This is a genomic window from Gynuella sunshinyii YC6258, assembly GCF_000940805.1.
GTDB lineage: Bacteria > Pseudomonadota > Gammaproteobacteria > Pseudomonadales > Natronospirillaceae > Gynuella > Gynuella sunshinyii.
On sequence record NZ_CP007142.1, the window covers coordinates 1,958,418 to 1,971,554 of the forward strand.

12 protein-coding genes and 1 pseudogene are annotated in these 13,137 nt (G+C 47.9%); 8 read left to right on the forward strand and 5 right to left on the reverse strand.

Going from position 1 to position 13,137, the window contains the following annotated elements; translation table 11 throughout:
* Positions 1–3: 3 nt before the first annotated feature.
* Positions 4–756 carry a divergent polysaccharide deacetylase family protein gene (locus tag YC6258_RS08685; protein ID WP_082070619.1) on the forward strand — a complete coding sequence of 251 codons (753 nt, stop codon included), beginning with the start codon at positions 4–6 and terminating at the stop codon, positions 754–756.
* Positions 757–806: 50 nt separating this feature from the next.
* Complete coding sequence (locus YC6258_RS08690; protein WP_044616648.1) at positions 807–1,577, forward strand: TatD family hydrolase; 771 nt, start codon at positions 807–809, stop codon at positions 1,575–1,577.
* On the opposite strand, the gene YC6258_RS08695 is transcribed toward YC6258_RS08690, so the two are convergent.
* The 4 genes and pseudogenes from YC6258_RS08695 to YC6258_RS31310 form a co-directional block, all read right to left on the reverse strand.
* Positions 1,551–3,680 carry a putative bifunctional diguanylate cyclase/phosphodiesterase gene (locus tag YC6258_RS08695; RefSeq protein ID WP_044616649.1) on the reverse strand — a complete coding sequence of 710 codons (2,130 nt, stop codon included), beginning with the start codon at positions 3,678–3,680 and terminating at the stop codon, positions 1,551–1,553. The two genes, YC6258_RS08690 and YC6258_RS08695, sit on opposite strands and share 27 nt — an antisense overlap.
* 245 nt (positions 3,681–3,925) lie before the next feature.
* Positions 3,926–4,927, reverse strand: a complete 1,002-nt coding sequence (locus tag YC6258_RS08700; RefSeq protein ID WP_044616650.1) for a serine/threonine protein kinase — start codon at positions 4,925–4,927, stop codon at positions 3,926–3,928.
* A gap of 90 nt (positions 4,928–5,017) precedes the next feature.
* The gene (locus YC6258_RS08705) at positions 5,018–5,539 is read right to left on the reverse strand and encodes a ComF family protein (RefSeq protein ID WP_144407593.1); all 522 of its coding nucleotides are present in this window, start codon (positions 5,537–5,539) and stop codon (positions 5,018–5,020) included.
* Between the two features lie 9 nt (positions 5,540–5,548).
* Positions 5,549–5,719, reverse strand: a pseudogene (locus YC6258_RS31310) (double zinc ribbon domain-containing protein); the annotation flags it as partial.
* 189 nt (positions 5,720–5,908) lie between these two features.
* On the opposite strand from YC6258_RS31310, the gene YC6258_RS08710 reads away from it, so the two are divergent.
* The 6 genes from YC6258_RS08710 (at position 5,909) to yfaE (ending at position 12,829) form a co-directional block, all read left to right on the forward strand.
* Complete coding sequence (locus tag YC6258_RS08710) at positions 5,909–6,136, forward strand: flagellar basal body rod C-terminal domain-containing protein (protein WP_044616652.1); 228 nt, start codon at positions 5,909–5,911, stop codon at positions 6,134–6,136.
* Positions 6,137–6,153: 17 nt separating this feature from the next.
* A complete protein-coding gene (locus YC6258_RS27200; RefSeq protein ID WP_052830171.1) occupies positions 6,154–6,948 on the forward strand; it encodes a putative metalloprotease CJM1_0395 family protein in 795 nt (264 codons plus the stop codon).
* Between the two features lie 110 nt (positions 6,949–7,058).
* Complete coding sequence (locus YC6258_RS08720) at positions 7,059–8,687, forward strand: GMC oxidoreductase (RefSeq protein ID WP_044616653.1); 1,629 nt, start codon at positions 7,059–7,061, stop codon at positions 8,685–8,687.
* 226 nt (positions 8,688–8,913) lie between these two features.
* On the forward strand, positions 8,914–11,190 hold the full coding sequence (gene nrdA / locus YC6258_RS08725; protein WP_044616654.1) for a class 1a ribonucleoside-diphosphate reductase subunit alpha: 2,277 nt from the start codon (positions 8,914–8,916) through the stop codon (positions 11,188–11,190).
* 12 nt (positions 11,191–11,202) lie between these two features.
* Positions 11,203–12,333 carry a class Ia ribonucleoside-diphosphate reductase subunit beta gene (gene nrdB, locus YC6258_RS08730; protein WP_044616655.1) on the forward strand — a complete coding sequence of 377 codons (1,131 nt, stop codon included), beginning with the start codon at positions 11,203–11,205 and terminating at the stop codon, positions 12,331–12,333.
* Between the two features lie 16 nt (positions 12,334–12,349).
* Positions 12,350–12,829 carry a class I ribonucleotide reductase maintenance protein YfaE gene (gene yfaE / locus YC6258_RS27985; RefSeq protein ID WP_082070621.1) on the forward strand — a complete coding sequence of 160 codons (480 nt, stop codon included), beginning with the start codon at positions 12,350–12,352 and terminating at the stop codon, positions 12,827–12,829.
* Here the strand turns inward: yfaE and YC6258_RS29545 are convergent.
* Entirely contained in the window at positions 12,815–13,120 is a 306-nt protein-coding gene (locus YC6258_RS29545) for a hypothetical protein (RefSeq protein ID WP_144407594.1), read from the reverse strand. The genes yfaE and YC6258_RS29545 overlap by 15 nt on opposite strands.
* Positions 13,121–13,137: the final 17 nt, after the last annotated feature.

The window sequence follows — 13,137 nt, forward strand, 5'->3', positions numbered from 1 at the left end:
GCGATGCGGCTAGTTCTGTTTTGTCTGCTGTATTCAGTGGCATGTCTGGTACATGCCACTGAGGCGCAGATATCAAAGGCTAAAGTAGCCATTATTATTGACGATCTCGGTTATAACCTGAGCCGTGATCGTCAGGCTATTGACCTCCCTGTTCCTGTGACTCTTGCTTTTCTACCTGATCGAAACTACACCCAGGTCCTGGCCAGATATGCTCACAGTAAAGGCAAGGCAATCATGTTACATCTGCCAATGGAAAGTGAGAGTGGTTTTCCTATGGGGGAGTATGGGTTGAAGGTTGATATGTCTGACGAGCAAAAGCGCCAGAAGTTGGATGAAGCTCTTGCTGCTGTGCCTTATGCAACTGGAGTTAACAACCATATGGGCAGCCGGATGACCCGTGATCAGGAAAGCATGTCCTGGTTAATGGAAGAGTTAAACCGCCACCAGCTGTTTTTTGTCGACAGTCTGACGGTAGCCGATTCCCTGGGTTGGAAGACCGCTGAGTCGACGAATACTCCTTACGCTACCCGCACAGTCTTTCTGGATAATGATCTTGACAGTCAGAGTCTGGATCGACAGTTTGAAGTTCTAATGGAAAAAGCCAGGAAAAATGGCAGTGCCATTGCCATAGCACATCCTCATCCCGAGACTCTGAGATTTCTGCGTATGCGCCTGCCGCTGGCCCAGCAGTACGAGCTTGTGACATTTGTTTATGTGGACAAACTGTTGCTTGGAAAAGCTATTGCCAGTCAATAGACTGGAACTGGTAATCCACTGAACTGTTCTGCCGAATGACAGGAGCTTTTATGTTGATTGACAGCCACTGTCACCTTGATTTCGAAACTTTTGATTCTGATCGTCAACGAATTATCGAATCCTGCCGGCAGCACAATATCTGTGGATTTATGGTCCCGTCAGTGGCTCCCCGGTTTTGGCCAAGACAACTGCGACTGGCATCTGAGTATCCAGAGGTGGCTCTGGCTCTGGGGTTACACCCCTGGTATGTAAGCGAGGCTGCGATTGAGTCGTTGCGTGATCTTGCGAAAGTCCTTGATAGTTCACCGGCTCCGGTTCTGGCAATTGGTGAAACTGGTCTTGATAAGCTCAAAGGCAATCCGGAGCTACAGCTGTTGAGTCTTAAATATCAGCTGGGTGTAGCACAGGAGCTCGATAAACCAGTCATACTTCATAGTGTGAAAACCCATGCCAGATTGCAGGATATCTTGCGTGATTATCCAGGAGTACGTGGTGTGGTGCATGGTTTTTCTGGCAGCTATGAAGATGCGATGAGGTTTATCGATATCGGTTTTAAGGTGGGAATTGGTGGTCTGATCACTCGACCCAATGCCCGTAAAATCCGGGCGGCCGTGACTCGATTGCCATTACATTCAATGGTGCTGGAGACAGACGCTCCGGATATGGGTCTTTATGGTCACGAAGGTTCTCGTAACAGCCCGGAAAACCTGGTTTTGATCCTGAATTGTCTGGCGGAGTTGCGGCAACAGGACCCTGAGTCCATACAGCGGGCGGTACTGTCCAATACCCGGGAATTATTTACCTGGCCACCATCTGTATAAATCCAGGAGTTGGTCTCCCGGCAATGGTCGGCTATAAAAATACCCTTGCCCCTTCGGACATTGCAGTTCATTGAGCAATAAGCACTGAGCCTCTGTTTCTATGCCTTCGGCAATTACGTCCAGAGTCATGGCATTGGCTAAAACGATCATAGCGCTGATCAGTGCACGATCATCAACATCCTGTTCTAAATCAGCAACAAAACTGCGATCAATTTTGACGCCAGAGACTGGAAATTGTTTCAAATGGCTCAGAGAGGAAAAGCCAGTACCAAAGTCATCCAGCCATATTTTGATGCCCGCCTGATTCAACTGACTCAGAGTCCTGAGGGTTGCCGCCTCATTTTCCACGAGTGCGGTCTCGGTAATTTCTATATGAATCCTGTCGTTTTTGATGCGATGCGAAGAAATCGCCTTGAGCAGTGTTTTCTCCAACGCAGAATGACGTATCTGTATAGGAGACAGATTAATAGCGACATGGAAGTCGTCTTTCAGGTGAGGTTCCCATTCGCTTAACTGATGACAGATGGTCTCTATGATCCAGTCACCGATCGGCAGAATCAGACCGGACTCTTCCGCAATTGGAATAAATATATCCGGCCCCACGAAGCCCCGGACCGGGTTTTTCCAGCGCACCAGCGCTTCCACTCCACAGATATTATTGTCTTTGAGGTTAACCAATGGTTGATACCAGACGCCAAGTTCATTGTGGCTCAGCGCCATGCGAAGCTCGTTCTCTAAAGCTACCCGGTCATGGGCCTGCTGATCCATTTCATGAGAGAAAAAATGGAAGTCGTTTTTGCCGGCATTTTTAGCGCTATACATGGCGATGTCGGCTCGTTTCATTAGATTGCTGCCGGTGTTGCCGTCATCAGGATAGATCGCCACGCCAATACTGCAGCTGATATAAATATCAAAATTCAGAATGTGATAGGGCTGGCTGATCATCTTGATCAGTGCAGTGGCATTGTGCGCGGCCTCTGCCGGACTGCTGATTTCCAGCACACACACGAATTCATCGCCGCCAAGCCGTGCCAGGAACGGTTTCTGACGATCACTGTCCTCCTGAATGACAGAAGACAGTTGGGCTTTTATCCTGCTTGAAACATGGTGAATCAACTCGTCCCCAAGTTCATGACCATAGGTATCGTTCACCCGTTTAAAACCATCCAGGTCCATGAACATCAAACAAAAGGACTTTTTATGGCTGTAGGAAATATCGATCCAACGTTCCAGAATTTCGCTGAAAAACAGGCGGTTTGGTAAATCTGTTAAAGAGTCGTGATAGGCCAGATGCTGAATACGAAGGGACCTTTCTTCAAGGTTTGCCACCATTTGGTTCATAGTATTTGCGAGGGCAACAATTTCGTCATCTGCTTTGATACTGAGATGTTCACGATAACGGCCCTGACCGATATCATTGGCGAACTTAACCAGTTTGGCAATCGGGTGAACCAGACGTTTTGCAATGTGATCGCCAACAGAGATGACCGCAATGGTCAGTGCGATGGTAATGCCGAGGGCAATATTCAAAAACTCGAATATTTTATGGATGCGGCGCTCAGTGGCTTTATCTCCCAACGCTTTGATTTCATTAATGACATCGGTTTGGGAAAACAGCATCTCCACTCCTCCGATAACGCGGTTTTCGACCAGAATCGGTTGAGCGATAAACAGTTGGTCTTCAGAGGGTTCTTTATAGGTCATGCCACGTTTGACCGTTTGTAGAAGCTGTTTGTCAACCTGTTCCGTCGAAACAAAAATATCGGCAATCCCTTCGCTGTGGCCAAAATAATTATTTTTCAAATCAAAGATATGAATGGTTTCGACTTCGTCATTGGCCAGCGTTACGTTAGTCAGATCAAGGATGGTTTCATAGTCGTAGTTGTATAAAGGGCGGGCCAGGTTTTTGGCAAATTGCCGGGAAATCGTTTGGGAACGATTGAGCATTCGCTCTGTCAGTTCGGCTTTTAAATCATTGACATTCAAGCGGTTCAGTTCTGCTGACGCATTTTCAAACAACAGGATCAATGAGATAGACAGGATCAGTAAACTACCAGTCGTCAGACCCAGAATAAAAAAAGAATACCTGGTTCTTAATTTCATCCTAATCCGGATTCCTTTTACTTTTGCGGTATGAAGAAAAGCCTGAAATCAATTGTAGCAGCATACTCAACATTCAGTTTCTATTGGTTTGCAGGACCTGATGATCATCGGTGACTGTACCGCTAATTAAAACCTTTTGTCGAATCGGAACTGCCGGTCCATTGTTTGAGCAATGTTTGGGTGTCGTCAGGTATTCCGGCAGTGATGGTTGCCTGCCTTCACGCCAATCGAACTATACTTTCTGCTTACAGAAGATGGGCGAGTGATGGTACTGGCAAGTCCATGGCCGCCAATTGTTCTCTCAGCTGTAATACATGATCAGACCAGAAACGGGGAGACTCAAACCAGGGAAATGCTCTTGGAAATGCGGGGTCATTCCAGCGACTGGAAAGCCAGGCGGCATAATGAATCATACGCAGACTGCGACAGCATTCAATCAGGCCCAGCTCTGACATGGGAAAATGACAGAACATGGAATAACCTTTGGCAATTCTCGCCAGTTGTTGCAGTTGAAGTTCATGATCCCCAGACAGTAACATCCATATGTCTTGAATGGCCGGTCCGCTGACACAGTCATCAAAATCCACCAGCAGCGGCTGGTCATCTCTGATCAGAATATTTCCCGGATGAAAATCCCCATGCAGAGATATGTTAAAAATTTCGCTGGCACTCCATTGCTGATCAATTTTGTGTAATAACTGTTCTGATACCGACTCATAAGCTGGTATCAGTTCTAGGGGAATCATGTCCGATTGCAGGCAGATCTGCCTGGCCTGCCAGCCAAATTTTTCAGGGGTAAAGGTGACTCTGTGTTGAAAAGTCTCGTCCATGCCCATGGCATGCAGACGACCCAACACACGACCAATCATTTCCAGTTGATTCAGGTTGTCCAGTTCAATCGGCTGTCCCCAGCGTTTGGGAAAGACTGCGAGCCGATAGCCTTCATGCTCGATCAACGTACTGGCAATACAATGTTGTGTCTGAGTGAATGCCTGCGGTGCTACAACTTCAACCTCTGCATCAAGCAGTCGTTGAGTAAAAGTATGTTCTTCCAGAATCTGCTCATTGCTCCAACGCTCCGGGCGATAAAATTTCGCTACGATTTCCGGTTGGTCCTCAACACCTGCCAGTATTACCCGGTTTTCGTAGCTGTTTAGAGCCGTCAGTCGCCCATCCACTGTAAACCCTCCCAGTTCCAGCATGTCCAGCATAAGATCAGGGGTCAGATTGGCAAAAGGTTGATGCATATATGTCCGTGGAGGTAAAAAATTAAGTGGTGGAAGCACCATAGTGTAGAGATGTTGCAGGAAGTTTCACTACAAAAATACTGAAATAGGTTAATAGGCAGCATGTTCGGGTGTACGGGCTATGGTCCAGACCTGTACATGCCTGACACCATGTTTTTTTAACGTGGCTGCCAGGGATTGAACGCTGGCGGCAGTGGTCACAACGTCATCTATTACAGCGACATTTTCCAGGCCATCTGTTTTAACTTTGAATACCTTGTTCAGCAGTTTCAGTCTGCTTTTGCGATTCAGACCTTCGAGCGCGGGGGTTCGTCGGTATCGTGTGACCAAGTCTGAGCGTACCGGGATATTCAAATTCTGACCAATGGCTCTGGCCAGCAAATCAGATTGATTGAAACCTCTGGCCCATTGTCGGCTCCAGTGTAAAGGCATGGGAATCAGTACTTCCGGGACCGTGATCTCAAACTGTCGGACAGTATTGGTCATTGCTTCAGCCAATGGACGAACATGTTGGTGACGATTGTGATATTTCAATTGCTTAATCAGCCAGGCCAGAATCCCTTCGTAACGACCACTACTGATGATCTGATCAAACGCAGGGATATGCTTCAAACAATTCCCACAGATGTGGTGCCCGATGTTCAACGGTATTGCACAGATCTGACAGAAATTCGATAACTCAGGCCAGAGAGACCAGCATTGCCGGCATAACCCGTTGGCATGATTACCAATTGGCTTCCGACAGACATGGCAGGATTCAAAATGCAGCAATTCCATTGGTAAAGATTCCATTCCCTGATGTGCAAACAGTGCGATTCTAACGCATACCGGATGGGTATTCCCGGTAAAAATAGAAGTACACACTCCTTTCGCTATATCCAGTCTGAGGTTATTTCAAAAAAATCTTAAAGATCGGCAATATTTTGCCGGTCTTGTGGTTTAATTATAGGTGTAGAGTTTCAATGAACAGAGGAGGCTGGAGTGATTGGTAGTGTCTTAAGTACAGGAGTTGCGGGTATTCAGACCGGACTGACCAATGCCGAACAGGCAGGGCAGAAAATCGCCGAAGCAAACATACCGGAAAAACCGGTTAATGTTGAAGAGGCTCTGTCAGATCTGACGTCCGCACAAAATCAGGTACAGGCCAGTGCAAAGGTTGTCGAGGCCGGTTCACAGACGATAGGAAGCATCGTTGATATAAAAGTCTGAGCCTTGCAGGTTGAGCCATGAGTGTGGTTACGGGAGCATCATTAAATTCAGTGCATCTTGCAGTTCCGGCTGCAGGGCCGGTTGTTTCCGTTAATCTCGATAATGACAGAACCTCGTTTGCTCCGATTACCGAGACAGAAGAAACAGATAAAGGTCGTAACCGAGCCGGTGAGCAACCTTCTCGCGATGCAGACAGACAGGTTCAGGCAAAATCGGATCAGCAACAGCAGGACAACCAGCGGGATGCTGAACAGGACGATGCAGACTTACAGGCCGAGCAGCAGCAACTGCGCTCCCTGAAACAACTAGATCGTGAAGTTAAAGATCACGAACAGGCCCATAGGGCCATCGGCGGCAAGTATGCCGGTCCCATGACTCTGACCTATGAGCGTGGACCAGATGGCGTAAACTATGCCGTAGCCGGTGAAGTGCAGGTAAATGTGTCGAAGGTTTCTGACGATCCTGAAGCGACAATTGTGAAAGCTGAACAAATCAGACGTGCTGCACTTGCACCGGCAACCCCTTCCCAACAAGACCGATCCGTGGCGTTACAGGCCACACAAATGATTGTAGAAGCAGAACAACAGCTGCGGCAGCAGAAAGTTAGCGAATCAATGTCGTCAGAACCGGCAGAAGAGCAACAAAATACTGTCGATAACGATAAGTCTGCAGAGACGTCTGGCAGTGACTTGACCGAAGCCTATCAAGGGCTGTTTAAAAGTCCCCGAAAATTCAATGATTCATTGGGCAGTATGGACAATTATCAGCAAAAAAAATCCGGTCTTGGAAATAACCTGGACCTGATGGTCTGACTATAATATTTATAATACTTGATAAGATTGGTTATTTTGCTTACTTTGTTTTTCCAAAATTCTATATACATAACAAAAAAAGCGTTCGCAATTACCAGCGGGAGTGCAACATGGAATGGTTATCTCGACAATTTAATAGTCGGCTGGATGATGCTCTTAATTCCGGGGCATTTGATTTTATTATTCTAGGAGCAGGTTTTTTCGGTGCCTATACCGCCTGCCAGTTAATTGAACAAAGCTATCCCCGCAAACCAAGAATTCTGTTAATTGAGCAGGGGCATTTCGGATTACCTCATCACTACACCACTTACCCCTATTTAACAAAGGCCGATCTGGCAGCTGTAAACGGCAGCTGGCAGGGGGCTCGTGTCTATTATGAATCCAAAGATCTGGTGCGTGAGGAGCGCGGACACCGGGTTTACAATGTGGTGGGAGGAGATTCTCATTTCTGGGATTTATGCGTGCCCCGACCCAGCCTCGATGATATGTCAAAATGGCCTTCTGGTATGGCTGAGACTCTGGAAGAAAACCTGATTGAGGCCGAGCAGCAATTGGGGGTGCGTTCTCAGCCTGGATATTGGCGTGGTGCACTGCAGGAACGGATGATCGAGCGGGTCAGTCAGGTCACCAGTCAGTGGGATTCCGTACAATATGTCAGCGGGGCGCCGATGGCCATTCAGACGTCCAGTCCATATTCGGGGCAGTTGAGCAGAGGTCCTTATTCCCCGATCAACAATCTGCTGGAACATTTGTCCAGGGATGCCCGCCAGGACATACATTTAGTGTCAGGCTGTAAAGTCAAACAACTGATGATGACTGGTAAGTATGTTACCCAAATTAAAGTTATGGATGAAAACCGCAATCAGATCAGGCTGATTGATGTGCCATCGCGTACTCAGGTGATCAGCACCATGGGGTGTCGCGAAAGTACAGCGCTGTTTCTGCATAGCTTCGATCAGAATCACCGTAGCTTCAGTCACATCGGTCGAAATCTGAACTCGCATCTGCGTTCAGTGTTTCATCTGCAGATCCGCAGAGAATTATTGGGGATGGCTCAAACCAGTTTCAGACATAATGCCGGCATTGTAGTGCAGGGCAAAGATTATTTATTTCAGATTTATGCCTGTCCGGGCAGAGTCGCAAGTGGCATGGTGGGGATGCATCATCCCGTCGGCACTCCGGTACCAGAGCAGAATTCTCGCTGGATAACACTCAGTCTGGTTGCTCAAACAGCGTTGTCGGGGCATCGTAGTCGGCTGGTACTGGAATCAGAAAAAAGTCTCACCGGTGCAACCCCAATGGCCCGTTATTATGTAGGTCAGAAGGAGATGGATTGCTGGCAGAATAATGATCGTCTGGCAGTACGATTGCTGGGAATGTTGACAGGCAATAAAGCTCCGGAAGGTAGTGTGTACTGGCGCCATGGTGAACAGTGGCTGACGGAAGCACCTAAAACCACCGGTTTGGTAAGGCTTGCGGTAGGAAGCTCTGTCCATGAATGTGGAACACTGTCGATCTCAAATGATTCCAACCAGGGGATACTGGATATCTGGGGACAGTGTCATAGCATCTATAATTTGAGTTGTCTCGATACGGCTGCAGTGCCCTGGATGGGAGCCGGCTCTCCGGTGTTGCCGACTATGGCATGGGGGCGGCTGGCAAGTCAGCAGATTGTGCATCAATGGCAGGCGACTCCATCACACAGACCGGCCGCCATTAACGGAAGAATTTTTTCCTGATACTCAAGAAAATTGTTACCAGAATTTGAAGCTGGGCTGTACCGCTCTAGGGCGCGGACTGGAACCGGATAGCATGCTTTCGGGGTCCTTCCGCTACTGGAAAATCCACCTAAAATCAATATTGAATGATAATGGTTTTTCCCATATCTTGTGATCATTCCTTTATATCTACCACCATATCTTGTAGGGCTTTCCTGCACGAACAACACTGGACGTCGGGCCAATAATGAATACCAAAAATTTAGCAGTAACCAAGCGAGATGGTCGTCAGGAGACCATTGATCTTGAAAAAATTCACCGTGTCATTTCCTGGGCAGCAGAAGGATTGGAAAATGTTTCTGTCTCCCAAGTAGAGCTTAAAGCCCATCTCCAGTTTCATGATGGCATCCGCACCTCGGATATTCATGAAACCATCATCAAATCTGCCGCAGACCTGATTTCTGAACAGGCACCGGATTATCAATATCTTGCCGCCCGATTGAACATCTTTCATTTGCGTAAAAAAGCGTATGGACAGTTTGAGCCACCTCGTCTGTTTGATCATGTTTCCAGACTGGTTGACATGAAGCGTTATGATGAAGGACTACTGCAGGATTACAGTGCGACTGATTTTGATCAGATGGACAGTTTTATCGATCATAGCCGCGATCTAAATTTCTCTTATGCAGCAGTAAAACAGCTGGAAGGAAAATATCTGGTTCAAAACCGGGTAACCGGAGAAGTCTTTGAGAGTCCCCAGTTTTTGTATGTACTGATTGGTGCATGTCTGTTTGCTCATTATGACAAAGAACGCCGGATGGACTACATCAAGCGTTTTTATGATGCGGTGTCATTGTTTAAGTTGTCTTTGCCAACACCGATCATGGCAGGCGTGCGGACTCCGACACGTCAGTTCAGCTCCTGTGTGCTGATTGAGTCTGGAGATTCACTGGATTCCATTAATGCCACTTCCTCGGCGATTGTTCGCTACGTTTCCCAGCGCGCCGGTATCGGTATCAACGCTGGTCGTATCCGCGCCATTGGTTCGCCAATTCGTCAGGGAGAAGCTTTCCATACAGGCTGTATTCCATTTTTCAAACATTTCCAGACTGCGGTCAAATGCTGCTCCCAAGGTGGTGTCCGGGGTGGTGCGGCAACACTGTTCTATCCGATCTGGCATTACGAAGTGGAAGAGTTACTGGTATTGAAAAACAATCGCGGTGTTGAAGAGAACCGCGTTCGCCATCTGGATTATGGCGTACAGATCAACAAACTGATGTATGAGCGCCTGATCAAAAACGGCTCCATTTCCCTGTTCAGTCCAAGCGATGTTCCTGGGTTATATGACGCATTCTTTGAAGATCAGGCCCGTTTCGAACAGCTCTATGTTCAGTACGAAGCAGATACCGCCATACGCAAGAAAACCATTAAGGCCGTCGATCTGTTTTCCATGCTGATGCAGGAACGCGCGTCAACTGGTCGAATCTATATTCAAAACGTCGATCACTGTAATACTCACAGTCCATTCGATGAAAAAGTGGCACCGGTTCGTCAGTCAAACCTATGTCTGGAAATTGCTCTGCCGACCAAACCGCTTGAGGACATTAACGATACTAATGGTGAAATCGCCTTGTGTACTCTGGCCGCATTTAACCTCGGTGCCATGGAAAATCTGTCTGAACTGGAAGAAATGTCCGAACTGATTGTCAGGGCACTCGACAGTCTGTTGGACTATCAGAATTATCCGGTCCCTGCCGCAGAGCTTGGCTCAATGGCTCGCCGTACATTGGGTGTCGGTGTTATTAACTATGCTTACTATCTGGCTAAGAACGGGGTCAGATACTCCGATGGTTCTGCATTGGGGCTGACGCACCGTACTTTTGAAGCTATTCAGTTTTATCTGCTGAAAGCATCCAACCTGCTGGCCAAAGAAAAAGGCGCCTGTAGTAAATTCTCTGAAACCAAATATGCACAGGGTATCCTGCCAATCGACACCTATAAAAAAGATGTCGATGGTTACTGTCAGGAGCCCCTGCAGCTGGACTGGGAGACTTTGCGAGAAGAAATCAAAACTTATGGTCTGAGAAATTCAACGCTGACCGCACTGATGCCATCTGAGACCTCATCTCAAATCAGTAATGCCACCAATGGTATCGAGCCGCCCAGAGGCTATATCAGCGTCAAAGCTTCAAAAGACGGCATTCTGAAGCAGGTCGTACCAGAGTTTGAACGATTGAAGGACCAGTACGAACTATTGTGGCGAATTCCCGATAACAATGGTTATCTGCAATTGGTTGGTGTCATGCAGAAATTTATCGATCAGGCCATCTCTGCCAATACCAACTACGATCCAGCCAGATTTTCCGATGGTAAGGTACCCATGCAGGTATTGTTAAAGGATCTCTTGAGTGCGTATAAAAACGGAGTGAAAACTCTGTATTACCACAATACCCGGGACGGTGCAGAAGATGCCCAGAACGATCAAAGTGATGATGGCTGCGAAAGCGGCGCCTGTAAGATTTGATACAAGACGGCCATGAGTTACAAAACTTTTAATCGCAATCAGTTTGAGACGTTCAAGCAACCCATGTTCATGGGTGAGAACGTCAACGTGTCACGTTATGACACCCAGAAATATAAAATTTTCGAACAGTTGATCGAAAAGCAGTTGTCGTTCTTCTGGCGTCCGGAAGAAGTGGACCTTTCCAAAGACAGAAAGGATTTCATTGAATTGCCGGATCATGAAAAACATATTTTTCTGAGTAACCTGAAATATCAGACGCTGCTGGACAGCGTTCAGGGGCGTTCGCCCAATGTAGCGTTTTTGCCGTTGGTATCGTTACCGGAGGTTGAAACCTGGATCGAGACCTGGGCATTCAGTGAAACCATACACTCACGCTCCTACACCCACATCATCCGTAACATCATCCCTAATCCGGGGGTGATTTTTGACGATATCATTCACAATGAACACATCGTCAGACGGGCCATCAGTGTGACCCAGTACTACGATCAGCTGATCTCGGTGGCTAACCTTTATAACCAGTTTGGTTTGGGTGAGCATGAAGTCAATGGCAGAAAGATTGTCGTTGACCTTCGGGATATCAAGAAAAAACTGTACCTGACCATAGCCTCTGTCAATGTATTGGAAGCCATCCGTTTCTACGTCAGTTTTGCGTGCAGTTTTGCATTTGCCGAGCGTACCAAAATGGAAGGTAATGCCAAGATTATTCGCCTCATTGCACGTGATGAAGCTCTGCACCTGACCGGAACTCAACACATGATGAATATTCTTGCCAGTGGCAAGGATGATCCGGATATGGCTGATATTGCCAGAGAGTGTCGTGATGAAGTCATCGGTATATTCAGGGAAGCCGCCGAGCAGGAAAAACAATGGTCGGAATATCTGTTTAAAGATGGCTCCATGATTGGCATGAATAAAGACATCCTCAGTCAGTATGTTGAGTACATTACCAACCAGCGGATGACTGCGATTGGCTTGGAACCCATCTTCAACATACGGCAGAACCCATTACCGTGGATGAACAGCTGGCTGGTCTCAGACAATGTCCAGGTGGCGCCGCAGGAAGCAGAAATCAGCTCCTATCTGGTAGGGGCTATCGATAGCCAGATCGATACGGATGATTTGGGTGGTTTTGAACTGTGAACGATAAAGGATGCCAATGACTCAGGCTAAAGCCCGGTACGCAGAATACGATTTCGAACCCGAGGGCCAAGATACAGATTTTGAACTGGACGGTGCCGGCTCTGATGAAGAGTTTGCACTTGAGGCAGAAGTAGTTGAAACCGACAGCTTCAAAGCCCGACAGTTTGAAATATATTTGCCGCTGCAGAACCCGGAACAACCGGAAGCAAATCCTCAGCTGGAATTTGAAATACCGCGGCCGGTTCATTGGGTCGAAGTCTCGGGACAACCGCAAAAAGTAAAATTCCAATACGCCAGCACCTTGCTGGAATCCCTCGAAGCCCAGGGGGTTCAGGTTCCCTATCAATGTCGGGATGGATATTGCGGCAGTTGCCGGACCACGCTGCTGGCTGGTGAAGTGGCCTACCTTCAGGAACCCATGGCTTGGTTGAATGACGGTGAAGTACTGCCATGCTGCTGCGTCCCAAAATCCAACCTCTCCCTAAAAATTGGGTGAGGCCCGTCTAGCAGCGAGCATGTCTCGCTGAGGGCCGAACGCCCGGCCACGGAAGGCCGGGCTGGAATACACCACCATGGATGGTTTATCCAAGAACATCACCCCGTCTAGCAGCGAGCATGCCTCGCTGAGGGCCGAGCGCCCGGCCATGGGTGAAGCGGGGTCAAACAAAGCGCAGCTTTGTTCCGCTGAACGCGAAGGCATGGATGCCGAAGCTGGACAGACAGTTGTACAGGTATGTACAGCGCCTCTGGCCGGGCTGGAATACACCACCATGGATGGTTTATCCAAGAACCTCACCCCGTCTA

What these genes read in the sequence shown, in the direction of transcription:
- yfaE (WP_082070621.1), top strand. Translation starts at nt 12,350, where the DNA reads ATGACTCAGGCTAAAGCCCGGTACGCAGAATACGATTTCGAACCCGAG.
- YC6258_RS27200 (WP_052830171.1), top strand. Translation starts at nt 6,154, where the DNA reads ATGAGTGTGGTTACGGGAGCATCATTAAATTCAGTGCATCTTGCAGTT.
- YC6258_RS08720 (WP_044616653.1), top strand. Translation starts at nt 7,059, where the DNA reads ATGGAATGGTTATCTCGACAATTTAATAGTCGGCTGGATGATGCTCTT.
- nrdA (WP_044616654.1), top strand. Translation starts at nt 8,914, where the DNA reads ATGAATACCAAAAATTTAGCAGTAACCAAGCGAGATGGTCGTCAGGAG.
- YC6258_RS08685 (WP_082070619.1), top strand. Translation starts at nt 4, where the DNA reads ATGCGGCTAGTTCTGTTTTGTCTGCTGTATTCAGTGGCATGTCTGGTA.
- YC6258_RS08690 (WP_044616648.1), top strand. Translation starts at nt 807, where the DNA reads ATGTTGATTGACAGCCACTGTCACCTTGATTTCGAAACTTTTGATTCT.
- YC6258_RS08695 (WP_044616649.1), bottom strand. Translation starts at nt 3,680, where the DNA reads ATGAAATTAAGAACCAGGTATTCTTTTTTTATTCTGGGTCTGACGACT.
- nrdB (WP_044616655.1), top strand. Translation starts at nt 11,203, where the DNA reads ATGAGTTACAAAACTTTTAATCGCAATCAGTTTGAGACGTTCAAGCAA.
- YC6258_RS08700 (WP_044616650.1), bottom strand. Translation starts at nt 4,927, where the DNA reads ATGCATCAACCTTTTGCCAATCTGACCCCTGATCTTATGCTGGACATG.